The 26,484-nt window shown below is 40.2% G+C and carries 22 protein-coding genes and 1 tRNA gene; 8 read left to right on the top strand and 15 right to left on the bottom strand.

Features of this window, described 5'->3' with window-relative positions; translation table 11 throughout:
- Nucleotides 1-79 precede the first annotated feature (79 nt).
- Nucleotides 80-1,384 carry a spondin domain-containing protein gene (locus tag GSQ84_RS04725; RefSeq protein WP_158796117.1) on the top strand — a complete coding sequence of 435 codons (1,305 nt, stop codon included), beginning with the start codon at nucleotides 80-82 and terminating at the stop codon, nucleotides 1,382-1,384.
- Nucleotides 1,385-1,515: 131 nt separating this feature from the next.
- On the opposite strand, the gene GSQ84_RS04720 is transcribed toward GSQ84_RS04725, so the two are convergent.
- Nucleotides 1,516-1,893, bottom strand: a complete 378-nt coding sequence (locus tag GSQ84_RS04720; protein WP_158796116.1) for a hypothetical protein — start codon at nucleotides 1,891-1,893, stop codon at nucleotides 1,516-1,518.
- A gap of 183 nt (nucleotides 1,894-2,076) precedes the next feature.
- Between GSQ84_RS04720 and GSQ84_RS04715 the strand changes: the two genes are divergently transcribed.
- Both GSQ84_RS04715 and GSQ84_RS04710 read left to right on the top strand, forming a co-directional pair.
- Nucleotides 2,077-2,661: a sigma-70 family RNA polymerase sigma factor gene (locus tag GSQ84_RS04715; protein WP_254070784.1), complete on the top strand. Its 585-nt coding sequence runs from the start codon at nucleotides 2,077-2,079 to the stop codon at nucleotides 2,659-2,661.
- A 1-nt stretch (nucleotide 2,662) separates the two neighbouring features.
- Nucleotides 2,663-2,938, top strand: coding sequence for a hypothetical protein (locus tag GSQ84_RS04710; RefSeq protein ID WP_158796114.1), 276 nt, complete (start codon nucleotides 2,663-2,665; stop codon nucleotides 2,936-2,938).
- Nucleotides 2,939-3,015: 77 nt separating this feature from the next.
- On the opposite strand, the gene GSQ84_RS04705 is transcribed toward GSQ84_RS04710, so the two are convergent.
- On the bottom strand, nucleotides 3,016-4,149 hold the full coding sequence (locus GSQ84_RS04705) for a TlpA disulfide reductase family protein (RefSeq protein WP_158796113.1): 1,134 nt from the start codon (nucleotides 4,147-4,149) through the stop codon (nucleotides 3,016-3,018).
- A gap of 354 nt (nucleotides 4,150-4,503) precedes the next feature.
- Here GSQ84_RS04705 and GSQ84_RS04700 point away from each other — a divergent pair, with 354 nt between their 5' ends.
- The 3 genes from GSQ84_RS04700 to GSQ84_RS04690 all read left to right on the top strand — a co-directional run bounded on the left by GSQ84_RS04700 (nucleotide 4,504) and on the right by GSQ84_RS04690 (nucleotide 8,697).
- Nucleotides 4,504-6,870, top strand: a complete 2,367-nt coding sequence (locus GSQ84_RS04700; RefSeq protein ID WP_158796112.1) for an ABC transporter permease — start codon at nucleotides 4,504-4,506, stop codon at nucleotides 6,868-6,870.
- A 182-nt stretch (nucleotides 6,871-7,052) separates the two neighbouring features.
- Nucleotides 7,053-7,640: a Crp/Fnr family transcriptional regulator gene (locus tag GSQ84_RS04695; protein WP_158796111.1), complete on the top strand. Its 588-nt coding sequence runs from the start codon at nucleotides 7,053-7,055 to the stop codon at nucleotides 7,638-7,640.
- 298 nt (nucleotides 7,641-7,938) lie between these two features.
- A complete protein-coding gene (locus tag GSQ84_RS04690) occupies nucleotides 7,939-8,697 on the top strand; it encodes an SDR family NAD(P)-dependent oxidoreductase (protein WP_158796110.1) in 759 nt (252 codons plus the stop codon).
- A 77-nt stretch (nucleotides 8,698-8,774) separates the two neighbouring features.
- Here GSQ84_RS04690 and GSQ84_RS04685 read toward each other — a convergent pair whose 3' ends face one another.
- From GSQ84_RS04685 to GSQ84_RS04645, 9 genes are all read right to left on the bottom strand, one after another.
- Entirely contained in the window at nucleotides 8,775-9,527 is a 753-nt protein-coding gene (locus GSQ84_RS04685; RefSeq protein ID WP_158796109.1) for an SDR family NAD(P)-dependent oxidoreductase, read from the bottom strand.
- A gap of 93 nt (nucleotides 9,528-9,620) precedes the next feature.
- Nucleotides 9,621-10,208, bottom strand: coding sequence for a Crp/Fnr family transcriptional regulator (locus tag GSQ84_RS04680; protein WP_158796108.1), 588 nt, complete (start codon nucleotides 10,206-10,208; stop codon nucleotides 9,621-9,623).
- Between the two features lie 169 nt (nucleotides 10,209-10,377).
- Nucleotides 10,378-11,172 (bottom strand): Fic family protein, encoded by a 795-nt coding sequence (locus tag GSQ84_RS04675; protein ID WP_158796107.1) that lies wholly within the window; start codon nucleotides 11,170-11,172, stop codon nucleotides 10,378-10,380.
- Between the two features lie 637 nt (nucleotides 11,173-11,809).
- Nucleotides 11,810-12,262, bottom strand: coding sequence for a nuclear transport factor 2 family protein (locus tag GSQ84_RS04670; RefSeq protein WP_158796106.1), 453 nt, complete (start codon nucleotides 12,260-12,262; stop codon nucleotides 11,810-11,812).
- Between the two features lie 49 nt (nucleotides 12,263-12,311).
- On the bottom strand, nucleotides 12,312-12,989 hold the full coding sequence (locus GSQ84_RS04665; protein WP_158796105.1) for a GNAT family N-acetyltransferase: 678 nt from the start codon (nucleotides 12,987-12,989) through the stop codon (nucleotides 12,312-12,314).
- 56 nt (nucleotides 12,990-13,045) lie between these two features.
- On the bottom strand, nucleotides 13,046-13,795 hold the full coding sequence (locus tag GSQ84_RS04660) for an SDR family NAD(P)-dependent oxidoreductase (RefSeq protein ID WP_158796104.1): 750 nt from the start codon (nucleotides 13,793-13,795) through the stop codon (nucleotides 13,046-13,048).
- Nucleotides 13,796-13,834: 39 nt separating this feature from the next.
- On the bottom strand, nucleotides 13,835-14,188 hold the full coding sequence (locus GSQ84_RS04655; RefSeq protein WP_158796103.1) for a helix-turn-helix transcriptional regulator: 354 nt from the start codon (nucleotides 14,186-14,188) through the stop codon (nucleotides 13,835-13,837).
- A gap of 179 nt (nucleotides 14,189-14,367) precedes the next feature.
- Nucleotides 14,368-14,457: transfer RNA gene (locus GSQ84_RS04650), tRNA-Ser, on the bottom strand.
- 67 nt (nucleotides 14,458-14,524) lie between these two features.
- Nucleotides 14,525-16,603 (bottom strand): HD family phosphohydrolase, encoded by a 2,079-nt coding sequence (locus tag GSQ84_RS04645; RefSeq protein WP_371416349.1) that lies wholly within the window; start codon nucleotides 16,601-16,603, stop codon nucleotides 14,525-14,527.
- Nucleotides 16,604-16,747: 144 nt separating this feature from the next.
- Between GSQ84_RS04645 and GSQ84_RS04640 the strand changes: the two genes are divergently transcribed.
- Both GSQ84_RS04640 and GSQ84_RS04635 read left to right on the top strand, forming a co-directional pair.
- Nucleotides 16,748-18,082, top strand: coding sequence for a sigma-54 dependent transcriptional regulator (locus tag GSQ84_RS04640; protein ID WP_158796102.1), 1,335 nt, complete (start codon nucleotides 16,748-16,750; stop codon nucleotides 18,080-18,082).
- Between the two features lie 34 nt (nucleotides 18,083-18,116).
- Complete coding sequence (locus GSQ84_RS04635) at nucleotides 18,117-18,833, top strand: sugar isomerase domain-containing protein (RefSeq protein ID WP_158796101.1); 717 nt, start codon at nucleotides 18,117-18,119, stop codon at nucleotides 18,831-18,833.
- 50 nt (nucleotides 18,834-18,883) lie between these two features.
- On the opposite strand, the gene GSQ84_RS04630 is transcribed toward GSQ84_RS04635, so the two are convergent.
- From GSQ84_RS04630 to GSQ84_RS04615, 4 genes are all read right to left on the bottom strand, one after another.
- The gene (locus tag GSQ84_RS04630) at nucleotides 18,884-19,753 is read right to left on the bottom strand and encodes an RraA family protein (RefSeq protein WP_254070783.1); all 870 of its coding nucleotides are present in this window, start codon (nucleotides 19,751-19,753) and stop codon (nucleotides 18,884-18,886) included.
- A gap of 199 nt (nucleotides 19,754-19,952) precedes the next feature.
- The gene (locus GSQ84_RS04625; protein WP_158796099.1) at nucleotides 19,953-21,242 is read right to left on the bottom strand and encodes an amidohydrolase/deacetylase family metallohydrolase; all 1,290 of its coding nucleotides are present in this window, start codon (nucleotides 21,240-21,242) and stop codon (nucleotides 19,953-19,955) included.
- 250 nt (nucleotides 21,243-21,492) lie between these two features.
- On the bottom strand, nucleotides 21,493-23,016 hold the full coding sequence (locus GSQ84_RS04620) for a SusD/RagB family nutrient-binding outer membrane lipoprotein (protein ID WP_158796098.1): 1,524 nt from the start codon (nucleotides 23,014-23,016) through the stop codon (nucleotides 21,493-21,495).
- Between the two features lie 13 nt (nucleotides 23,017-23,029).
- On the bottom strand, nucleotides 23,030-26,458 hold the full coding sequence (locus tag GSQ84_RS04615; protein ID WP_254070782.1) for a SusC/RagA family TonB-linked outer membrane protein: 3,429 nt from the start codon (nucleotides 26,456-26,458) through the stop codon (nucleotides 23,030-23,032).
- Nucleotides 26,459-26,484 lie beyond the last annotated feature (26 nt).

The following is a 26,484-nucleotide window of genomic DNA, read 5'->3' as shown; positions in this document are numbered from 1 at the left end:
TTTCACTTTTTTATCGCTAAAAATGAAAAAGGGCTGTAAGGAATCTTTATTGTCTCCGACAAATGGGGAAATTAATAACATGAACTACTTCAAAAACACATCAAATTTCGCATTAATTGCATTACTAGCCTTATCATTTGCTTCTTGTAAAAAAGACAATAACACTGGCGTAACCACATCTTCAAAATCTTCTATCACAGTTGAGAACGTTTTAAATTCAGAGCCCCTTGTAGAATCGGGCACATTTCAGGGTACCGGAACCCCCGGACTTATCCAGGCCGGACAATCTGTCTCCTTTCAGTTTTCTGCAGCTAAAGGCGAAGCCATAACTTTTGCTTCCATGTACGGATGGTCAAATGATTTATTCTTTGCACCCGCCAACCCAGGTATCCAGGTTTATGATGCCAACGGAAATCCAATTGAAGGAGATGTTTCTGCACAGGTAAAACTTTGGGATAATGGAACCCGGGTAAACCAGGCACCAGGCGCAGCTGTTAATCATCCGGGAGTAGCGGAGAATAAAGCTATTTCAGAGGTGAAAGGAGTTGATGCACAGGGAAACACTTATCTGGCTGCATCTTCATTGGTAAAAGCAAGCTTAAAATATGATGGTAATTCAGTATTTACCTTAACACTTACAAACATATCAGGCGGTACTGCCAATCCTACCCCTTTAAGTCCTGGCGTTTGGGCCGTTTCTTATATCGTAGGTGGAACATTGCAAAATACTGCACCTCTTTATGCCAGCGGACAATATACAGCTAATGGCCTAACCAGTATCGCAGAAGCAGGTAATAATGCTCCCCTTAGCGCTTATGTTAAAAGTATAACAGGAATCTTTACTCCCCTGTCTCCTATCCTGGTTGTTATCTATAATGGTATAGACAATCCAATTTACAAAACTGGCGCAATCGACGCAGGTTTCGGACTTAAACCACTGGCACAACAGGGAGATGCCAGCACATTGGCTGCTTACCTGAAAGGAAAGCCTGGTGTTAAAGCAGTATATGTTTTACCGGCTCCTGCTACAACAGTTTTATTACCTTCTATCGGCGGTAAAGCCGGAGGAATTGTATCTCAGGATATCAATGTTTCAAAAGGTGATCGTCTGGCCATAGCAACGATGTACGGATTTTCGAACGACTGGTTCTTTGCCTCAGTTGACAATGGAGTGGATGCTACAACTAAAGGAGACATTTCGTCGAGCATCAATCTTTTTGACGATGGAACAGCAACTGATCAGTTTCCTGGTGCTGGAATTACCCAGTTTAATTTAGCCGGTACACCATTGGTTACCAATACACCTATTGTAGCTATTCCAAATCCTAATGCATTCACTACCCTGCCTGCAATCAGTAACATCATCAGGGTAACACTTAAATAAGATCACAAAATTAACTGGCAGGTCTGGGTAAAACCAGGCCTGCTTAATTTCAGTTCAACCTTTATTCCTAACCTCAATGACATCAAACCAGAATCGCAACAGCTCCGCTAGCCGGTTGCGAAATTTCTCCTTTAGTTATCAGTTTTGGTAATGATAGCATCGGCAGTATCATTTGTTTCAGACTGAAGCCTGGCAGACTTGAGCTTTGCCCGTATAGACCATGCGCTGAATAAATAGATAAGGCTGATTACCAGATATATCCAGAACGGAATATTCTTCCCCGCAATGATCAAATACAAATAAGGTATACTGTAACCTAAAGCGGCTAACAGCAAAGGTAGAAGTACAGAAGTCTTTTGTCTTAAATTTTTAATGGCCCATCCTAAAAAAGAGAGAAACAAGATCTTACTTAACAAGTAAAAAGCGCCAAATAACCAGGGATTAAGCTGGTGCAAATTGGCCTGATGAAATAAGTAATCTTTTATGGTATTGATATAGTATTCCATCATATAAATTTGGAGTTACGTGGCCAAAGCTAAGGTTAAATTTAACAGTCGATTATTGAGTTTATCTATAGGCTATTGTTTTTGAATATATATCTATACCATTTTAGACCGTTATCCTTCGGTATATTTACCCCGAATTTAGGATAAAGGTTTTAGCAGGGTTACCAACAAAACCTGTTTATGATAATGGACGAAATTGAATTACCCCCTGTGGATCAGATGCCAGACCCCAAAAATTGGGTCAATACTTATGCTGATTATTTATATCTATTCGCTATTAAGCGGATCAGCGACGAAGATCAGGCGCGCGACCTTGTGCAGGAAACTTTTTTAGCAGCCCTCCAAAGTATGCACAAATTTGAGGGTAAAAGTTCAGAAAGAACCTGGTTAACGGCCATTTTAAAAAATAAGATCTATGATGTATACCGCGCAAAATCGTCTGGATTAAAAACAGAAGAAATTAAAAATCCGATAGGCGAAGAACCTGATTTTTTTCAAGAAAATGGGCATTGGAAAAAAGAACATGCGCCGAAACAATTTGGTCTCGATGATTTTGATTCTCTGGCACATAAAGAACTGAACCATATACTGCAGCAGTGCATGCAAAAATTACCCGCCATGTGGCTGTCCGTTTTTACGATGAAACATATGGACGATGAAACGACCGACTTTGTTTGTGCCGAACTCAGATTGAGTCAGGCCAATTTTTGGGTAATCATTCACCGCGCTAAACTCAACCTGAGGGCTTGCCTTCAGAAAAACTGGATGTAAAATGAACAACTTAATAAACGTGATCTATAATTGCCGTAAGGCAACCTATTTGATTGACAAGAGGCTGATCAGTAAAATCACCTTCAGGGAGTCTGTGGAGTTGCGCGTTCATCTGGTGGGCTGTAGCTTCTGCCGCCTGTATGTAGGCCAAAGTCAGAAAATTAACCAGATGATCAGCCAAATGTTAAAGACCGATAAAAAACCGGAGTTTAAGTTGGGCGATGACTTTAAGGCGGCATTACAAGCGCAAATTGAAGATGAGTTAAATAAAAAATAATGTTTGTAAGCGGATAATGAAAAACAAGCAAATGAATGATGATATTTAATCATTGAAAATATTACAGCAATAAAGATTTATTTCAACAGCTCTGCAAGTTTATCCATCAAAACCTTGTCTTTAACATTACGCGCTACAATTTTGCCGGTGGGGTCTATCAGTACATTAGCGGGAATAGAGGTTACACCGTAAAGCAGTGCCGCCTTATTTTTCCAGCCTTTCAAGTCTGATACCTGTGTCCAGGTAAGGCCATCTTCTTTAATGGCTTTTATCCAGTCTTTTTTCGTTTGCTCACTGTCCAGTGAAACGCCTAATACGGTGAATCCTTTATCCTTAAATTTATTATATGCCAGTATAACGTTAGGATTTTCCTGACGGCAAGGCAAACACCATGATGCCCAAAAATCAACCATTACATATTTAGCTTTATAATCGGCCAGTTTTACCAGCTTACCTTCTGTATCAGGCAAGGTAAAATCCGGAGCCATCAGGTTAACAGCTGATTTTAACTTTCCTGCTACGTTGGTTGTTATATCGGCTGCCATTTTCTTACCTGAAGGGGTAGCCTTTACATCCGGCGTTAAGGTATTGTAAGCGGCAGCTATCTGTTGTATAGGTGCGTCATTTTTCAGCAAATCTTGTATGGTAACTAGACTGATGTAGGAATCAGGATGGGTACTGATAAAACCAAACTTAACTGGCTCCATCTCTGTAAGTAACACCTTCCTTTTCTTGCGAAAATTGGCAACTTCGTTAATATCTTTTTGTTGCTCGGGTTTCAGCTCATCAAAATCATTCTCGAGTTTGACATACTTATTTTGCAAAGTTTTTAAATCTTCGGAAATGGCAGTTAAATCCCGGTTCGTTTTAGTGCCCGAAATGGCAGCGTATTTAAGAGAATCGGCAGTAGAAAACAAAATATCTCCCGGTTCTATATAAAACGCGATAGCGTTATAGTATATATCTATTTGCGTAGGGTTTTCATTTTGGTTCAGATGGGCCGGAGTGATCCCATTTATGCTTCCTTTAAAGCCGAAAGTGTGATGATTAACTACAGCCGAATCTAGTTTCAATTTATCCTCTAGCCAATACGTGAGATATATTTTATCGCCATTTTTTAAACCATCGCCGATACCTTTAATCGTGAAAGGAGCTTGCGCCAATGCTGCAAAGGGCACAAGAAATAATAACGACAGCAATATTTTTTTCATGAGTGAGAGCTTAAGTTTTAACACTTGAATATACAACATTAGCGCAGCTAATATCGGGTTTAAGTAAAATCCTATTTCCGGAGGAGGAAAAATTTAAATACTTTCACCTATTCAACCAGGTTCTTAATAACATGTAACGGAATTGAAAAAACGTTGCCCGCATTATTCACTTAAAACTTGCCCTCCCTCGTACGATAATGTACAGTAACTGTTCAATTTCGAACATTTCAGCAATTCAATTCATTTAACAAATGCCTTAATGATCCTTTCAGCCTTTATTTTTTTTATTGGCATCTATTTAGCTTTTGGCACCACGGTAGCCGTTAAATAAAATCGTTATTTTACCTTTCTGATATGTTCAAACTCAATTTAAAAATAGCACTGCGCAGCCTTTGGAAAAATAAAGGATATACCCTGATCAACGTTGGAGGTTTAGCAATTGGCCTTGCCAGCTGCATGATCTTACTGTTATATGTAGCTTATGAATGGAGTTATGACAGGCAGTTTAAAAATTTCGACAAAACATATATCGTTTATCATAACCTTAAAACCAACACAGAGACGTTTAGCTGGGCATGGACTCCCGGAGTGATGGCAAATGAGGTGAAAACTAAAATACCTGGGGTAGCCTATGCCTCTCACTCCAGCTATCCAAGGGAAGATATGGTTAGTAACGGAGAAAAGAATTTCAAGAAAAATGCTATTTACGCAGATCCTGATTTTTTAAAAATATTCGACTACAAATTTATCAAGGGAAACCCGGGTACTGCATTAAAAAATGTTAATTCAATTATCCTGACCAAAACGATGGCTAAGGCCCTCTTTGGAGAGGAAGACCCGATAAATAAAACAGTGAAATTACAGTATAAAGAGGTTTTAAAAGTAGAAGGTGTGATTGAAGATCTGCCTAAAAACAGCAGTATCCAGTTTGATTATCTAATGCCCTGGACATTGTTTATCCGGCTGGAACCCTGGGCAAATAACCAAAGCTGGGGAAATAACTTTTGCCTAACTGTAGTACAGCTACAGAACAATAGTGCTTTTGATCAGGCTAATGGGGAAATCAATAAAATTTATCGGCAAAATATGACGGGATCAGTCAACACTGCCCTGCTGCACCCTTTGTCGAAATGGCACTTATACGACAAATTTGAAAACGGAAAGGCAATTGGCGGTAAGATCAATCAGGTTAAGATTTTTCTTCTTCTTGCCTTTTGTATCCTTTTAATTGCCTGTGTGAATTTCATGAATCTTTCTACTGCCAGATCAGAAAAAAGGGCTAAGGAAGTGGGCATCAGAAAGTCTATAGGTTCTTCAAGAGGGGCGCTCATCATCCAGTTCTTGCTGGAATCTATTTTGATTTCTTTTATAGGAATGCTTTTCGCCTTTATATTGATGGAGCTTAGCCTCCCCTATTTTAATAACCTGTTAAATATTAAGCTAACGATTGATTATGGCGACTGGCAATTTTGGTCGGTCTTGGTAGGCTTAACTGTAATCACCGGTTTTATTGCTGGCAGCTATCCCGCATTTTACCTTTCTTCGTTTGAACCGGTTAAAGTACTTAAAGGGTTTAGTACAGCTGGCAGTGCTTCACTTTCAGTAAGAAAGATCCTGGTTGTATTTCAGTTTGTGTTTGCAGCCTGTCTGATTATCTGTACCTCTGTTATTTATCAGCAACTTCATTACATTAAGAACAAACCAATAGGTTATCAAAAAACCGGCTTGATTGAGATCCCGATCCAAGGAACCCTACAAGGAAAAGATAAACTAGCCATGCTGAAAGAGCAACTCATTAAAACCGGGTCAGCTTCCCAGGTGACTTTTTTTAGCAGCAGTTTAATTGAGGGCGGAAACAATACCTGGGGTGTGGACTGGCTAGGGAAAAACCCTAAAGAAAACATATTGTTTAACAGCAGGACTACAGGTGACGATTTTGTTAAAACTATTGGTTCTGGTATGGTTGCCGGCCGGGAGTTTACATCAGATTTTCAGGATGATTCTTCAAAAGTGATGATCAATGAGGCGGCGGTGAACGCAATGGGATTAAAACAGCCTATTGGTGCTAAACTAACAATTAATGGAACCAACGTTACTGTTATTGGGGTGATGAAAGACTTTGTAATGGAGTCTCCTTATAAAAAAGCAACACCAATGTTTATAGATAAGAATATGGATAGGGTTCAATATGTCGTTGTCCGGCTAAATCCTGCTCAAAGCGTGGGTACTTCAGCAGATCAGATTGATGGTGTTTTTAAAACACTTAATCCGGGTTTCCCTGTTGACAGGAAGTTTGTAGATGAAAACTTTGAACAGAAGTTCCTGGATGAGAAACTACTGGGAACTTTATCTAATTGGTTTGGAGGTTTCGCCATTTTTATTTCGTGCTTAGGCTTGCTGGGATTGGCCTTATTTATTGCCGAACAGAGGAAAAAAGAAGTGAGCATCCGCAAGATATTAGGTGCCAGTACGCTTAGTATATTAACGCTGCTTAATATAGATTTTATTAAGCTGGTTGCGATCTCCAATCTGATTGCTTTTCCACTGGCTTATATCATTATCAATAAATGGTTGTCGGCCTTTGAATTTAGAGTACCAATTACCATTATGCCCTTCGCTGTGGCCATGGGTTTATCATTGATTATTGCCATTTTAACAGTCAGCGTGCAATCCATCAAAGTAGCTAAGGCAGCCCCTATAGATGCGTTAAGATATGAATAAAGACAATGTTAATCGTGATGATTCAAGGCCTTATGTCAATTAAAACTCGCTTTAAAATCCAAAGGTGATAAACTGGTCTTTGCCTTGAACAGCCTGCTGAAGGACTGAGGATGTTCATGTTTGTTTTTTTAGTTTTTATCGGTCAGCTTGGGTAAATTGCGGATTATTATATACATTGAACGATGTCCAATTTTGAAGCGTTTTTCGATTACATTCAGGAAATATCAGGCAAACTGCTTTCAGAAGATGACAAACAGTTGTTGATGGCACATTTCAAAGCCAAAAAACTTAGAAAACGGCAATATTTTTTACAGGAAGGGGACGTATGTAAATATATTGGGTTTATTGTAAAAGGATCTGCCAGGACCTTTACAACAGATGAAAAGGGGCATGAAAATGTATTGAAATTGTCTGTCGAAAATTGGTGGCTGGCTGATTTTGAAAGCTTTTACCTGCTAACGCCAAGTCGCTTTAATATTGAGGCGCTAGAGAACCTGGAAGTTCTTCAATCAACCAATGCTCAAATTGAAGAGTTTCTTAAGCATATCCCTGCCTTTTCAGCAATGGCAAATGTAATCAGTCAAAATTACACCATTTCAACCCAGAAAAGAATGCAAGCCGCTTTTAGCTATACAGCTGAAGAGCGTTATCAGGACTTAATCAGCAATTATCCGCATTTTCTAAAACGGTTTCCGCAAAACATGATCGCTTCTTATCTGGGTTTATCCCCGGAAACTTTGAGCAGGATAAGGAAAAACTTTTTTAAATAGATTCAGAACCCCCATCGACATAGCTTTCTGAATACAAATAAATTGCTCAACAACGCAAAATATGCCGTTGTGATCTATCTCTATAGTTGCCTCCCAAGTCTCCCGTGGCTACCTTAAGTTACTTTTTTACAATTAGTTATTCGATTAACCTGATTTAGGTCAGAACAATGAGTTGACTTAAATCAAGCGTACTTAATGATTCATGTCAATAAACAGTCCGTTATGGGTCTGCATCTTTGGATATACTTCAGAACGAAAATACACCTGAAGAATATGAATATATTAACATATAGAAATCATGAGTAAATTAGAAAACAAAGTGGCTGTAGTTACCGGTGCATCAAAAGGAATAGGTGCATCTATTGCAAAACACTTCGCGGCAGCAGGCGCAAAAGTAGTTGTGAATTATGCCTCAAGTAAAGAAAGCGCAGATAGGGTAGTTAAGGAAATAACCGATAACGGAGGCCTGGCTATTGCCGTACAAGCCGATGTATCGAACGAGGAGGATGTGATCAGGCTGTTTGATGAAACCAATACAGCTTTCGGCCCCCTGGATATTTTGGTAAACAATGCGGTCTATCAGGGATACCTACCTGTTGAACAGATATCGGCAGCAGCTTTTCATCAGCATTTCAACGTCAATGTTTTGGGGCCTATATTGACTATCCAGGCATCATTAAAAGCGTTTGGCGATAAGGGCGGCAATATCATCAATATCAGTTCGGGTGCGAGCAAATATCCTCTTCCGGGCGCCTCGTTGTACTCTGCCACTAAAGCGGCATTAGACGCTATAACGATTGCTTTATCAAAAGAATTGGGTGCAAAGAATGTTCGTATCAATTCTATTTTGCCAGGCGCTACGGATACAGAAGGTGCAGCCAGCGCAGGTGTAACCCCTGGCAGTGAATATGAAAAAATGTTTGTTGCCAAAACACCACTTGGCCGCAGGGGCCAGCCCGAAGATATTGCGAAAGCTGTTTTATTTCTTGCTTCAGATGATGCAGCCTGGATCACGGGAGAGCAAATTGGTGTTTCGGGTGGTATGTATGGTTTTTAAAACTCAATTTTTTTGCTGATTCCTTAGCATCTGATATTCACTGGCACGAGTTCAAACTCATGCCAGTGAATAAGAAATTACTTAGCTAAGTAAGTCATGCCACCATCAACAAGAAGTTCGGAGCCAAGCAAGAAAGAAGAATCTTCAGAAGCAAGGAAAACTGCTGTTTTACCAATATCTGATGGCTGCCCGATCCTGCCTATTGGCATCACACCTGCAAACTGTGTTTTAACAGCTTCGATATGTTCTGCAGGAACGAACTTATCAAATGCAGGTGTGTCTGTAGTACCCGGAGTGATTACATTTACCCTGATCTTTCTTTCCAGCAAATCGTTTGAAAAACTTTTCGCCAAAAAGATCACGGCAGCTTTTGCAGCGCCGTAAAGCCCAAACGATGGATATGCCCGATGTGCAGCATTTGATCCGATAAGAATTATAGACCCTCCATCATTCATATAAGGCAGCGCTTTTTGTACAGTGAAGTAAACGCTTTTCAGGTTAAGATCCATGGTCTTATCGTAATCAGCTTCGCTCACATCTGCTACAGTTCCGGTTGTTCCTGCACCTGCATTGGCTACCAGTATATCTATTTTACCAAATTTATTGGCTGTATCTTTAAATACTCTTTCTAAATCGGCAAGATTAGTTACATCTGCATTGATGGCTATAAAATCATTGCCCAGCTGAGCAGCTGAATTTTCTAAGGTTTGATGATTTCTGCCAACAATAGCTCCCGCAGCGCCTTCACTTTTAAACGCTTCGGCAATACCAAATCCTATACCGCTATTGCCGCCTGTAATTACCGCTACTTTGTTTTTTAATTTACTCATGATCTTTTACTATTTAATGTTAATCCAAAGATGCAGCAGCGCAACGAACTGCATCTTATCATTAGTCATTAAATACGCTTATCAAAGATCAATCTATTTTGAGGAATTCTTCCTGATCCGGCTCAAACTTTCCGGTGTTAAACCCAGGTAGGAAGCAATTAAATTTTGAGGGAACCGCTGTATAAAGTGCGGATAATCGTTAACGAGTTCCTGAAATCGTTCTTCGCCAGTTTGACTGATGGAGGACTGCATTCTTTTTTGGGTAGCAATGGTATTATTTTGACTAAGCACATTTTGCATAGCTGAAAAGGCAGGAATTGGCTTTATGAATTCTTCTACAAGGCCATGGGTTATTTGTAAGATCTCCATATCTTCCAGCGCTTCTATGTTAAAGCGGCTTGGTATCAATTTGTAAAAACTTTCAAAATCGGCCAGCCACCAGTTCTCAACACTTAATTTTAATATATGCTCATGTCCTTTTTCATCTACCGTAAACGTCTTGGCAGCTCCTTTCACAATGAATCCAGTATATTTACATACATCCCCTTCCTGTAAAAAGTATTGTCGTTTCCTGATCTTTTTGGGTTTAAAATGTGTGGTAAATACTTGCTTGTCATCCGCTGAAAGCGTTTCGCCGGAAAGTTTTTGAACGTAATCGAACAGCGCCTGGAAATTATGCATCTTTAGGGTTCTTAAGGAGAATCTTCAAAAATAAAACTTTCAACTTATTTTTTGCTGCTTTTTAGTTATTCAAACTTGTTCTTATTCAGTTGCAGGAAAACGCACCCAAACCAATTTTTGAATAATATCCTACCTGCAATAAAATCACGAGATCAGCAGTTTCTGGCTCTTATTCTTTCTCTGTTACAGAGCTTGGTAACATCAATAAAAATGATAAAGCTTTTGTATAATCTAATAACGGGTATTCCAATCCTAAAACTCGTATGTTATTATAATAAGTCTTATGCTGTGTATAATAATATTTCTCAGACTGCACGAACCAAGCCTTACTGCGCAGTTTTTGAGCAAGAAACCATTTCTCAAACAAACGGGCACTACGACCATTTCCATCATTCCATGAATGTATTTTCACGAATACCAAATGAATCATGCTGGCAAAAAAGAAGGTTTCTACGACAGTAAGCTCAGCGTTAAGCAATAATTCCAGATCCGCATATAGTTTATCCATCTCACCAGACACTTCAGCAGGAGAAGCAGCTACATATTCAATGCGTCCATCTTTTGTGGTCACAAACATATTCTGGGTCCTGAATTGACCCAACCAATTTTTCGATACGATATGCTTAGCTAAAAGTTTGTGCATCGCTGCAAAAGTTTCCTGGCCTGGCCTGTTTTCTGAAGCAAACTGATAAGCCAGATAAAGGTCATCTATTTTACGTGTATAATCCGGTTGAAATTCCAGGTGAAAGCGTTTATGCTTGATATAAGAATCAAGCTCTATATCTTCTCCTTCAATTTTACTGGAATAAACTGAGGCTACGGAAGTATAAAAGCTAAACTCAGCTGTGGATAACTCAGCATCTTCCAATTTGTTAAACGCAGTCAACAATGCTTCTTCGGAAACAACTGCCTTGTATTGATCAAGCAGATCGGTAGGTATGATTTGTAAATCTATTTCCAGCATTGTTTCCTCTTGGTGGTTAAATAAAGATAAAAAAAAAGCCTGTCAATCGTAAGATTACAGGCTTTTCGTTTAATTTCAGCGGAGGAAGAGGTATTTGTACCCCTCCGGCTTTAAACCCCCTAATCAATTATTTTATTATGGTATGATTTTCGACTCACCGAATAACTAACCACTTTATGTACATCTTTTAGCTGCAAAAGCTATAATACAAATATAGTATTAAGATTATATATCGTAATTTTTTATTTAACCTTATTGAAGTTTTTGGATCAAACTCTGTTTCATATTAACAAGAACTATTCAATAAAAGGTATGTATATGTAGGCAACTTTCATCAGCTTCCAATAATTTCCCACTTGGTGGGGATAATGGGTTAATAACAGCACAACAGGTCTACTACATGAATGGCAATTTGATAAACAACGTATCATTAGCTGCGCTGATAAAAATCTCTATAATTACTACGCCAGCACTTTTAATACGGACTGGTTTAATTTAACAACATCTGCAACCCTGGCGGTAATCAGCCCGCTCTTATTTACTAAATGTGATTAATAAATCCGATCAAGCAATATCTTAAAACTTTCCCGCAACACTAATGATAAATTCAGCCTATTATTAAATACAAACCTCAAATTTATTCGTTAGACTGAGATTGGATTTCCTTATGAACTCCTTCAATGAAAAACGCATTGATGCCTGGAACATCAGAAAGATAAGTTGCCATCGACACGATAATGTTATTCTTAAGTTCAAAAACAATAGCTACCTGCTCATCTAAAATAAGATCCCCGCGGCTGGCAGTATTATGTAAAGACAAGCTGAAACCATTGATGCCTATAAGAATATGTTTCAGACTAAAATTAACACCGAAATTTTTAAGGCCTTGTGCCCGACTAATTATAGCCTCGGCACCGTTAGCCAAACCCGAAAGCAGGCTCGTACCAGGTAACGTCCACGTTGCATCATCAGCGAGTATGGCGCGCATATTTTCCCATTCATTTCTTTTCAATGAATTAACAAATGTATTGGCAATGACAAGTTTAATGTCATCAGTTAATGCCGGCTGATCTATTTGATTGAATATCATTTTTGATTTATATTAAATAATAAAACTAAGCTTTATCGACACTTGTTGCTTATTTACTGATAAAGTAAATAAACATTTGCTGCCGCGTCACAAATCCCAGTGATTTGTAAAGTTTGATCGCCCGATCGTTACCTTCCGCTACATGTAGATATGGTGTTCCTCCACTTTCTTTAATTCGATTGGCCTGACTTAATATAAGCTGTGCACCATATCCCCTCCCAATATAATCGGGATGAGTACAAACCGCGCTTATTTCTGCATAAGGTAAAGGGTGCATGCGCTGGCCAGCCATAGCCACAAGTTGTTCACCATCAAATATTCCCTGGTAATGTCCCAGATCAATTGTACGTTCCCTAAAGGGCCCTGGATTAGTAAGTGTAGTAAGCTGAAGCATCTGCGAAATATGCTTTTTGGAAAGCTCTTCTATTGAGTCACTAATAGTTTTGCGCTGAACAGGATCATCACAAACCATTTGTAAGAGTGGAACGCTACGAATAAGTTTCCAGGGAGCAGGTATGTGAAGCTGGCCAATGTTTTTTATGGCAAAAGTACCCTCCCCCGGAGTAATCTCATACAGCGTATTTAAATTCTCGGAGGTATTAAGCACTAATCCTGCAAATGGAGCTACATCTGCAGGGTAATATTTCACATTTTCTGTCCCGAGGGCTATATCCTTATTGCCACTATTAAGCGCGCTCCAAATGCTGTTGTCTAGTACGTGTTTCAAAGTAAAATACTATTTATTGTGAGTATATGATTGTAGTTTATTCATCAGTAAGTTATTCAATAAGTATGCACCGGGAACCTGCCTGCACTTGATTCAAATAACTCACTGACTATCTTGCCGGAGATTTGTGGAATTAGTCCCGCTGTCTGGGCAAAGCCAATCTCTGCCTGATCACCAGTTAACGCATTAAAAACCGCATCACAAAACTCGTTCAGCGGTACTCCGTGGTTCAATCCTGGTCCTGCAAGACCGCTTTGCACTGCTGGTGGAATTAATTCAACTACCTTGCACGAAGTTCTACTCAGCGCATGGCGAAGTGTTATTGTATAATGATGCAGCGCTGCTTTACAAGCACTGTATATTGGGGCAAACACTTGCGGAATAAAGGCTCCGCCAGAGGTGACATTCACAATGGTACTGGTTTTTCCGGGTAAAAGCAACAAAGGAATCAGCAAGTGATTTAAATGAACAGGTGCTGACAGTAATATATTTATCTCCGCTTGTCTTTCTGCCCAATCTGCATGGTCATCGGCCAATGCCACTCGTCGCTGAATACCCGCATTATTGATGAGCAAATTTAAGCCGGGCATGGTGTGGGCAACATATCGGGATAGCGCTTCCCGCTCTTCCGGAAGGCTAATGTCATTGATGAAAATTTCTAATCCAGGATTTTCTCTTGCCGCCTGTTTTAATTTTTCTCCATCACGGCCGGTAACCAATACGCGTATTCCTGCCGATAAAAAACGTTGGGCTAATCCAAGGCCAATGCCTGAACTGCCACCGGTAATCAATACTTGTCGTTTCATATCGTAAAGTTAGCCTTGTAAAATGATGTAAAATGGTCATCATTTCAGTATTTGTGTGCGATAAGCTTTGGGTGTGATTCCTGTCAGTTGTTTAAACCATTTTGTGAACTGGGATGGTTCAAAGGATAGCCGCAATGCAGTCTCATGGATCGAAAAATTTGTGTCAGCTAATAATTCCTGTGCAACCCTTAATATTTTTGGCTGGTAAAGGCCGCAGGGAGAAGTACCGCAAAGTTCTTTGATCGTATTGCTGAGGTGTGTAGGATGGATATGCAGAGTTTCGGCGAAATCTTTTATCTCCATCATTTCCGTCACACGCAGGTGCACCAGATCGTCCAGGTGCCGGTCGATCAGTGTTAAAAATTCATCCTTTATTTGTTCCGGGCGGGCCATACTACAAATTTAAAGATAAAAGTATCCAATCTGCTTTTTATTAGTAAAAGGAACATCTAATTACTTAGCTAAGTAGATTATACTATCATCCCCACCCAGTGCAGCAAGGAATATAGGTTTAAACGAAAAAAGACCGCTCTTTAGGAGCAGTCTTCATCGATTTTTTAGTGGAAACCACTTGGCGGAGGAAGAGGGATTCGAACCCTCGGTACCGTTGCCAGTACGACAGTTTAGCAAACTGTTCCTTTCGGCCACTCAGGCATCCCTCCGTTTAAAATTGTTACCCGTTTTTCGGGATTGCAAATATAGCAATTCAATCATATTTGCAAAAATTATTTACACAGATTGTAGGTAATCTATACGCACATGATAGATACTCATGAGCATTGTCTTGAATATCAGCTTTATAGTTTCTAAATCTTTTAGCGTTAAATCGCAATTATCTAACTGATTTTGCTCCAATTTGTAGTCAATGATGCGTTCTACCAGGTCATTTATGTTTTGCGCGTCCGGATTTTTGATACTTCTGGACGCCGCTTCCACTGAGTCAGCCAGCATTAACACCCCTGTTTCCTTAGAAAATGGTATAGGACCAGGATACCTGAAGATATTTTCATCTACAAACTTCTCCGGTGAATTTTTAAGAAAGGACTGGTAAAAGAAATCTACACGCGTATTGCCATGGTGCGTTCTGATAAAGTCGATCACACTTTCCGGTAACTGGTTCCTTCTGGTGATTTCAATGCCTTTATGCACGTGTTTAATGATAATCTGGGCACTTTGTTCATAAGGCAGCTTATCATGCGGACTGATCGACGTATTTTGGTTCTCAATAAAGTATTGCGGGTTCTCAATCTTACCGATATCATGATACAATGCGCCCGCCCGTACCAGCAAGGAGTTTCCTCCTATCTTGAAAATCGCTGCCTCCGCCAGATTGGCTACCTGCAGGGAATGCTGAAAAGTACCGGGTGCTTTAAATGCAAGCTCTCTGAGTAACTTATTATTGGTGTTGGTCAACTCTATTAGGGCAACATCAGAAGTGATTCCAAATACCCTTTCAAAAGCGTAGATCAGTGGATAAGCCAGTAAAGACAGCAATACGCTAATGATAAAAGGGACAAAATTAATCCATTCAATTTCCTTAAAAGATCCTTCACGTAACAAGCCAATACCCAGGAAGCTGATAAAATAAGCCGTTAGGATAAACAAAGCGGAAAGCAGCAACTGCTCCCTTTTAATCAGGTTCCTGATGCTATAGATAGCCACCATCCCGGCAGTGGTCTGATAAAATACAAACTCAAAACTGTTTGGTACAAAAAAGCCTGCGATCAATATAACCAGTAAATGGAGGTACAGGGCAAGGCGTGTATCAAACAATATCCTGATAATGATAGGAACTATACAAAACGGAATATAATAGACGCTGGGCAGGTTAAGCTTGTTCGACCAGGTTAAAGCCAGCAGCATGGAAGTGATCACCAACATCAGCAAAGAAAGTTGCCTGTTATCAGCAAAAATATCTTTCCTGAACATGTAAAGAAATACCATTTGTAAGGTCAGCACAAAAGCAACCAGCAATATCTGCCCCAGATAAACCAGCTTACTATCGCCAATAGTTTTAGTCTGTGCCTCGTAAGTTTCTTTAAATGATTGTAACTTCTGATAGATCTCGTCATCGATTACATTATTCTTGGCAATGATCAGCTCCCCTTTCTGCACCATTCCGCGGGTAGTGGAAAGGCTATTGACTGTATTGTTCTGTACAATACTGGTTAACTTTTCATCAAAAATAATATTAGGCTGCAAGTGATCTTCAACCAGGTTAATGATTACCTCTTTCTCTTTTAAATTTGTAGAGGTAAACGTATCATTGAAAAAATCAAGTGCCGTTTGTACCGTATATACATCCTGACTGCTAATGGTATAAGTAATGTTATTGTTCAATAATGAAAGGTCATAATACTTTCTTCCTTTCAGATGTTTTGGATTTACAGCTAATATTCCTTTCTCATAAATAGCTGTAAGCAGTCTCAGGGAAGCAGCTTTGCTAGGTTCTCTATCTGCCTCCAGAAATGTATTTGCACGCCATTTCACATCAAACTCATTCTCATAAGCTTCCTGTATCCCGCTAAATATATCCGGATCAAAGCGATATATGGGCAATACATTTTCCAAAGCATCATTTTTATCTGTAGCTACCTGTGGATTTGTTTTCAGAATGGCAAAACTGAAAGGGGAAACCAGATCTTTATTCAGCCATATTTTACCTTTTTGAAACTCATACCTGAAGCGCGGTTGTTTGGGCAAAAAAAAGGTAATGATAAAAACAGTTAAGGCCATCATCAGATATTTAATATTAGATGAATACTTCCTGTAAAGGATCTTATGAGAATTCTTATTGATCTTAGCCAAGATGTTGAAGATTATTATTCATCAAAAATAAGACTTTTTTGATGAATATGACCAAGTTACCTTTAAATAGAAGTTCGGTGCTTTAATTTTGAGTATTGATCAATACTATCATAATATAATTAAATTTGCTTAAATTTTTTATTTATGCAGCAAAGCGTTCTGATTATTGACGATGAAAAAAAGATCTGTAGCCTCCTGGCCAGAATTATTGAACTGGAGGGGTTTACAGTTTTTCAGGCCAATACAGGTAAAGAAGGACTTAAATTACTCGCCAATCAGGAAGTACATGTGGTGATCAGCGATGTAAAACTGCCCGATGTAAACGGCGTTGAGCTGGTTCAGCAGATCAAACAGATCAAACCTTACGCAGAGGTGATCAACCTGACGGCCTTCGGAACCATACAGGATGGTGTAAAAGCCATGCGCAACGGGGCTTTTGATTATATCACCAAAGGTGATGATAACGATAAGATTATCCCGCTGGTCTATAAAGCGATGGACAAAGCCAAGTTGCAGTACCGCGTTTTTGAGCTTGAATCCAAAATACAAAGACAATATGATTTCACGGCTATCCTGGGCCAGTCTAAACCTATTTTAGAAGCCGTAGACCTGGCCAGAAGAGTAGCACCTACAGATACTACTGTTTTATTATTGGGTGAAACCGGAACAGGAAAAGAAGTTTTTGCACAGGCCATTCATTATGAAAGTCCCAGAAAGTTAAAACCTTTTGTTGCGTTGAACTGCAGCGGCTTTAACCCGGATTTGCTGGAAAGTGAGTTATTCGGTTACAAACAGGGCGCATTTACGGGCGCCCAGAAAGATAAAAAAGGATTGTTGCAGGAAGCAAATGAAGGTACCCTTTTCCTTGATGAGATCGGGGAAATGAACCTCGACCTGCAAGCCAAATTATTACGTGTACTGGAAAACCAGACTTTTATTAAAGTTGGTGATACACAAACCACAAAGGTTAACGTACGTATTATCGCTGCTACCAACCGCGATCTGAAAACAGAAGCTGAAGAAGGCCGTTTCCGGCTGGACCTCTTTTACAGGCTTTCTGTTTTTTCTATTGAATTGCCTTCACTAAATGAAAGAAAAGGTGATATCCTGATCATTGCCAAATATTATTTAAAACAGTTTGCAGCCAAAGTGAATAAACCTGATTTCACGATGGAAGAGCAGTTTGGCGAGCGGTTAATGAACCATACCTGGAAAGGAAACATCAGGGAACTGAAAAACGTGATCGAGCGGGTAGTGATCCTGTCTGACGGACCAGTGTTAAATGCCGCTCTCCTGCCCTATGAATTTCACCAGGGAAATGTGGTGGAAGGCGACAACATGAAAATGGAAACCGTAGAAAAAATGCATATCATTAAAGTGCTGAAATATACCCGCAACAATAAAACCGAGACGGCACGCCTGTTGGGCATTGGACTCACCACACTTTACAGAAAACTTGAAGAATACCATATCAGCTAAACTATCTTCCTTACATTCCGATTAAAACAGATATATGTTCGAATACATTGAAAAGATCAGCGCGCTGATCAAACACATTTCCACCACTCAAAAAGAAAACATTGAAAAAGCGGCTGAATGGATTTCGGACGTTATTGTGGACGACCATATCATTCATGCATTTGGCTCAGGGCATTCTCATATCATCGGGATGGAGCTGTTTACCAGAGCGGGCGGCTTAGCCAATGTAAATGCCGTACTGGATGATCTGGTATTGGCTACCAGCGGCGCAAGAAGAGGCGGCGAAATTGAAAGAATAAGCGGATTAGCAGATATTCTCTGGGAAAAGTATAAAATCAGCTCTTCGGATATCATGATCATCATATCCAATTCAGGAAGAAATGCCATGCCCATTGAAATGGCTTTAAGGGCAAAAAAAGAAGGCCTTAAAGTAATTGCCGTTACTTCTCTTACGCAATCCCAAAGTTATCCTTCGCGCCATCAGAGTGGTAAAAAATTGTATGAGATAGCAGATCTTGTATTAGACAACGAGGTTCCTTCAGGAGATGGTTTGATGGAAATTGAAGGCAAATTAATCGGTCCCGGGTCGTCTATCGCCGGGATGCTGCTAGTGAATACCATTACAACGGAAGCTATCAAATTGGCCTCAGCCAGAGGTGCCAAATTGCCTGTCTACCACAGCCAGAACATAGATGGTTTTTCCAATGAAGAACTGTACCTTAAATATGAAGACAGAATAAAACATTTATAAAAAAACCCGCTGTTTTATATATAACAGCGGGTCTTTAATATTAAATGATATTACCAGGTTCTTGCTTTCATATATTCATCCAGCTTGGCACGCGTCATGGGCAATTTGCCTGGATTCTTGTCCAGCCATTTTAAAAATGCCTCTTTGATTTTATCTGTCCACTGGTTGTCAATTTCACCTGTCGCATAGGTTCCTTCTTTTAACATTTGAATGCCAAAAGTATCGCGTAAACCAATAAACTCGGCGGTCAGGATTACTTTCTCCGCTAAATGTGCAGGGATAAACAATACGCCTTCTTTTTTAGCCAATACCAGGTCGCCCGGCATCACAATCGCCCTTCCAATATGGATAGGTGTATTTAATCCCATCAGCACTTCGTCTTTCAGATAAGAAGGATCCCAGTCGCGTACAAAAGCATTAAAACCAGCGATGGCAGATAAGCCTTCCAGGTCCCTTGCAGAAGCATCAAAAATTACCCCATTACCAGATTTGGCATAAATGGAGTTTCCAAGGTTGTCACCAATTAAAGTTCCTTCGGCAATTTTCCCCATTCCATCGGCCACATATACGTCGCCTTTAGACAACATATCGATTGGCCAGGAATTGGAGTTCCCTTTTCTACCCTCCTTTTTACCCCTGTCCATGATCTTCTGCTGAACATCTGGTCGCGAAGGCATAAATGAAGCCGTTAAAGCCCTTCCCACTACAGGTACATCATCATGCACCATCTTCCAGCCCCGATCAAACTGGCAGTGATAACCTTCATTATTTAGCGTAGCCCAGGCATCTTCAATGCCTATGTTTTTTGCCCTTTCCAGCAGATCATCAGGAATTTTAGGCCTGCCATCAGGGAAACGCTCCCCTTTCCAATCGGAGGTCAAATAAATCAACTCTTCCTTTGACATCGTCTGAGCGCTCATGACATGGCCTGTTAAAATCATAACCGCCGCTAAAAGGACAATACGTACATTTAATTTCATCTATTTATTGCGTTTTTTCGAGTTAATATTGCTTTTTAAAGGTTCTCAGGCTAATCCTACGCATAGTTAAATTGTTAGATGCAGCTTTTGAACATTAAACTCATGGTCAGCCCTGATCATAAGTTTAATGTTATCAGTTTTACAGTTTGTGATGTTCTGAAGCGCCTTTTTTAACCACTTGTCTAACAGGAAACTCTGGAGTAGCAATTCCATTCAGGTCGTAAACAATCTTACCATCCCTGATGGTCATTTCACACTCAAACTTTTCAGTTCCTTTTTCTTTAATACCTGTATAATCATAAAAGCCAAAATCACCTTTACGAAGGTCGAAAATAGTAACATCGGCAGGAGCATCTTCAGATAAATTTCCCAGCATCTCTTTTTTAACCGCCTGTGCAGAATTCCAGGTAGATGCTTTAATCACTTCTTTCAATGGCATGCCCATATTCAGGAATTTAGACATTACACTCATCATATCTTTCATCGATCCGTTCATGCTTTCAGAGTGGATATCGGTACTGATCGTATTCGGGAAAAAGCCTTCTTTCATTGCCGGAATTCCTTCTCTGTAAGTGAAACTAATCCCTCCATAACCTACATCAAACAAAATTCCTTTTTTGCGTGCTTCCAGGAAATAAGGTTTTACCTTTCCGGTAGCCGGATCAATGATCTCTTCTCTCGAAGGATACAGACCAGCATACATATGTGTATAAATATCTCCCTTACGCAAATGTTTCATAAACAGATCATCTAAAGAAAGCGCAGGTGTGCTACCTCCAAAATCGATCATTACCGGAATGTTAGCCATTACGCCGGCAGCTACCGCGTGGTCAACAGCAGTCCACTCATGTCCTTCAAAATGCGCCACTTTGATTCCTACAATAATATCTTTATTGCCTCTGGCTACTAAAGCAATCATTTTAGAATTCATATCTGTGGTATCCTGCTCATAAGCCCCTCCGCGCATTCCTTCGCCCACTACGTTCAGCATGGCCAGTACCCTGGTTTTTGAACGGTCAACGATATTCTTTTTAAACAGTGCAAAATTACGCCATCCCGCACAGCCGGCATCTACTACTGTAGTTACCCCTACCCTAAAGGTAAAACCATCAGGGGTGAGCGCATCAAAACCATCATTTAAATAATGATCCGGCTCTGTACCCTGAAAATTATGGGTATGTAAATCAATAAAACCCGGAGAAACATATAATCCCTTAGCATCCACCACCTGTATTGCATTTGCTGTACTAATGTTTGCAGCTACTTTAGCTACTTTTCCGTCAATAATGGCCACATCCATGATCTGGTCAATGTTATTCTTAGGATCAATCACATGACCGCCCTTAATAACAATATTGTATTGCTGGGCATAAAGATTAGAACAAAGCATGCAGACAACTGCAGTGCATAATAGAAACAACTTTTTCATCTGTTTATGTATTTAATTTTAAAGGTGATGAAGCTTGCATGAGCTAGTTCATTTTTTTGAGAGCTTTAAACGCTCATGCAGGTTTCATATGTGTGTGTTAATGTTAAAGGTTATAAAGCTTGATCAGTTAAATTTATCAATGAAACCGATGTTTTTCATCTGATAAAATCTGGTGGTTTAAAAAAGCAGGGTTTTATTGCTAAAACCCTGCTGCAAGATAATAAATGAGAGTTTAATCTTGTGAAAATTCTTATTGTTTATCCCACCACATGCGTGTCATGAAATCATCTGCTCCCTGACGCGCCACTGCGGCCGCATAATTGGTACCGTTTAAATTCTGTTCACTCACCGGATATTCCATTCGTCTGAATATTTGTCCGCCTGTAGCATTACCCACATAATTGTTTGGAACGAGCGCAGGATATCCCGTTCTGCGATAGGAAGCAAAAACTTCCTGAAAATCAGGATATACGCCCACCCAGAACTGGGTATAAATCTGCGCCATCTGCGCATCCAGCGATCCGCCGGTATTTAGCGGATGGTTTCGGATATAACTATCCGTTTGATTTGCAGTAATCGTACCTGCAGCACCAAACAATGCCCATTGGTTCATCGAAGCCCTGATACCGCTTTCATAAAAGCTGCTTGCAGAACCTCCTGAATACCAGCCACGCAAAACAGCTTCCGCCAGTAAGAAATTGGTTTCGGCATTGGTTAAAAGTAACAACGGACTATTCAGCTGTAGCAATGTTAAAGGATTAGGCTGTGAATAGGTAACAAAATCTGCCGGTTTTGCACCTAATGTTGCAGACATTCCCTTCTGTACAGCTGCTGTAGTATCTGCAGTTCCATTAACATATACTACAGATAACACACCTAAACGGGGATCTGTATTTGCTTTTAAATAATTGATAAACACATCCTGAAACTTTCCACCTTCGGGATTGGTTACCCCATCCAGCACCGCATAATCTGAATTGATCATATTCAGTGCCAGCGGATTTTTATTGATATCCTGTCCGGCAGGAACATATCCGCCAACTCTCACAATGTCTGCATCGGCAGTGATTACACCACCTGCAATAGCTTTTTGTGCCCAGGTTTGTGCCAGCGTAGGATCTACTTTGGTCATTCTCATCGCCATGCGCAGCATCAGGGAATAAGCAAATTTCTTCCACTGTGTGGTATTACCGCTATAGATCAGGTCGGCAGCAGCAAAAGTTGGTTTAGCGGGGTCCAGACTAGCGGCAGATTCTGTCAGTTCTTTCAGAATATCTAAATAGATGCTCTGCTGTGTATCGTATACCGGTTTATAAACTGCTTCTGTATAACCTTTACCGGCTTCAGAATAAGGAATATCTCCATACAGGTCGGTCAGGCGGCTAAAACAGTATGCTCTCCAGATCCTGGCTTCGGCCAATAAATTGATATTGGTAGCGTCACCTGTTACGGCACGCACAACGGTACTGATCTCATTAATTTCATCCGGGTAGCCATTAGTGAAAGCACCCCACGACTGGCTATTCTGACTTAAGATATACTTAGCCCCAAAACCCGCCACATCGTTAAAACTAGTGGTATACTGCATCGTTCCCTGCAGCAGTATCAGATGATTGCCAGCACCATCAAGTTCCGCTTTAGTAAAGATATAAGAAGGATTAGGTGTAGTGGAAGCATTCGGGTTGGTATTCATTTGTACAAACCCTTTATCACATGCCTGGAAAACAAGGCAGGCGAGAACGGCAAAAGTAATTTTAGAAAAATATCTTTTCATATCTATAATATTATTAGAATTTAACCATAAGATTCACACCCAAAGATCTTGTTCTCGGTAAGCCGATAGATTCAAAACCCTGACCTGTTCCATTGGAATAACTTTGCTCAGGATCGAAGTTTTTAGTTTGACTGTAAAGGGTGAGCAGGTTACGTGCAACAAAGGATACGGAAGCCGACTGCACACCTTTGATCTTCATTTGTTTTACAGGGATGTTATAAGAGGCAATCACCTGGCGTAATTTGATAAATCCGTCGTTAAACACAAACAGGTCTGTATAACTTTTGTAATTGTCATAGTAAGACTGTAAACCGCTAACCGGGATAAATCGGCTGTAGGCAGCACCACTTTGGTCTACACCATTAACCGTTAAACCTGTGCCCCTTCCAGGAAGGGTGATTTTATCCAATCCAAGTCTAGTTGCATATACATCCTGCAGTGAGAAGATCTTGTTACCAAATTTACCATCAACCAGGATGCTTAAACTGAAAGCTTTATAATGGAAATCCTGTGTGATACCCATGGTATATGGCGCTACACCTTTTCCAAGCGTATGTAAGGCTGTTTGTACTGGTAATCCGGTGGTTTTATTAAAAATCACATCTCCATTAGCATCTTTCGCCATGCTTGTTCCTACAATGGAACCATACGACTGACCAACGATGTTATCAATATAAGCATATCCGTTTACAGAAGAGGCCATCTGGATCTGGTTTAAGCCAGAGCTCAGTTGTAAAACTTTGTTATCATTATAGGCAAAGTTATAGCTGATGTCCCATCCAAAGTTCCTTGTTTTAACCGGCGTACCGGTTAACAGGATCTCAACCCCTTTGTTGCTCAACTCACCAACGTTAAGAATTACATTGTTGTACCCTGAAGTTCCGCTGATCGCTGTATTTACAATATCATTGGTTGTTTTACGGTCGTACAATGTGAAATCAATACCTAAACGGTTCTTCAGGAATTTAGCTTCAAAACCAGCTTCAGAAGTAGTTGAGGTATAAGGACGCAAATTTGCGTTAGAAATACTGGTGCTGGAAACATTTTGCAACGGCTGACCAGAACTAGTGATCATGCTGTAAGCCAGGTTGATCGCATAAGGATCGGGAGCACCACCACCTACCTGTGCCCATGAACCTCTGAATTTGAAAAAGCTGATAAAGTCTGGCAGCTTAGTGGCATCAGAAAGTACAAAACTACCACCCACAGAAGGATAAAACAGGCTGTTGTGCTGAGGACTTAACGTAGAGAACCAGTCCTTTCTTCCGGTAAAGGTTAAATAAGCATAACTCCTGAAACCCAGATCGGCAGAGGCAAATAATGAATTTATGGCCGTGGCATTATAAGTAGGCAGTGTAGAAATAGTGGATAAATTGGTAGAACTGTAGAAGTAAGGAATGGTATAATTGGCACCATTGGTAGTTTCAAGGTCGTAAACCGTTCTTTGTTTGTTACCTCCGGCCAATCCTGTCAGCGTAAAATCATTTGAAAGTTTACCATTGTAATTTATGGTTACCATTCCATTTGTTTCCGAATTATCTGCTTTTAGAGCGGTATATTGTCCATTAGGTACATATAGCGTTCCTGTAGGCAGGATATAAGAATAGTTATAGTTATAAAAATCCCTGCTCACCGTACCTTTTATAGACAAATTTTTAACAATATCGTAAGTCAAACCAGCCTGGCCAATGAAACGGTTTTTGGTATCCTGTTCTTTAAATTTGTTGACTACAAAATAACTATTGGTGGCGATGCCAGCATCGTTCCATGCAATTTCATTCCCTTTACTGTCGTATCCAGGCTCCAACCAGCGGATGTCTGTGGTATTGGCAAGTAAAAGCGGGGTCCAGTTTGGGTTACCCAAAGCATCACCGGCAGTAGGCCTGTTGTGTGCCTGCTCTACATTATACTGCGCCAGGGCTTCAATCTTAATTTTAGATCCCAGTTTACCATTGATACTCAGGTTTCCTGTTTTTCTATTGTAATCACTATTGGGCAAAATACTTTTGCTATCCAGGTCGCTACCAGAAAAGCGGTATTGAAAAGTTTCAGAACCACCTGTAAAAGCCAGTGTGTTGGTATAAGTACGTCCGGTTTGATAAAAATTCTTTACGTTATCTTTCTCCGCAGAATAAGGATGTGTTAATCCATCAGCAGCAACATAATCAGAACCATCTATTTTAGCACCAAAAGAACGGCGTCCGCTGGCAATAGCTGCAGCCTGTGTCATTGGTTTTGTACCATCAGTACCCTGACCATATTCATATTGCCAGTCTGGCGATACTACGGCATTATCAAAAGTTAAAGCCGTATTATACTCAATACCTACGCCCTGTTGTGCTTTACCTTTTTTAGTGGTGATCAGGATCACCCCGTTTGCTGCCCTTGCACCATATAATGCGGCTGCTGTTCCACCTTTTAATACGCTAATAGATTCGATATCATCAGGATTGATGGCAGAAATTCCGTCTCCCCTGTCTACGTTTCCGGCACTACCGTTAGTCGTTGCACTTCCACCAGGAGTACTGTTATCTAAAGGCATACCGTTAATTACATATAACGGCTGATTACCCCCTGAGCCGGAAAGAGATCCGTTACCCCTGATCACGATACGACTTGAACCACCCGGGCCAGTGGATAAACCTGTTGCATTTACACCCGCAACTTTACCCGTTAAAGCATTTGCTACGTTATTTTCACGTGCCTGGGTAAGGTCGCTTCCATTTACCTCTGTAACAGAATAGGCCAGTGATTTTTTCTCTCTTTTGATACCCAGGGCAGTAACCACCACTTCACCAAGATCATTAGATTGTTCCTTTAATACCACGTCGATTAAATTTCTGCCGCCAACAGGTACTTCCTGTGAAACATAACCTATAAAGCTAAATAATAGTGTCGCATCTCCATCAGGAATAGTCATTGAAAAACGTCCTTCCGCGTTAGTACTTGCGCCTGTGCTTCCTCCTTTAACTTTTACACTTACACCTGGCAGTCCGTCACCTTTAATATCGGTAACGCGTCCTTTAATCTGCAACTGTTTTTTTGAAGATTCATTAACAGGTACAGGTTCATGTTTAGCAGCCGGTTTAATAGGTTCAATCAAGATCAGGTCGTCTGCAAATGAGTAACCCATATTCAAAGGCTCCAGCATCATTGTTAATACAACAGAAAGCTTTTGATCTTTAACATTTAAACTTACTTTTTTATCATCTGTTAAAACCCCTGATCCGTAGGCGAAATCGATTTTAACTTCGCGGTTGATTTTTTTTAATACATCCTTTACAGGCATTTGATTTACATTCAGGCTGATTTTTGTGTTCAGGTCCTGAAGTGTTAGCTTTGCGGCTTGCGCTTGGTAAGTAAATTGAAGTAAGATGATGGTCAATATAAGGCTAACCAGATTTTTACGCGAAAACCGGTAAGACAATGTCTTTTTTGTCATATATTTGGGAAATAATTGTGAAAAAT

Source organism: Pedobacter sp. L105, assembly GCF_009765875.1.
In the GTDB taxonomy this organism is placed as follows: Bacteria; Bacteroidota; Bacteroidia; order Sphingobacteriales; family Sphingobacteriaceae; genus Pedobacter.
This window is presented reverse-complemented; position numbering and strand designations above follow the sequence as displayed.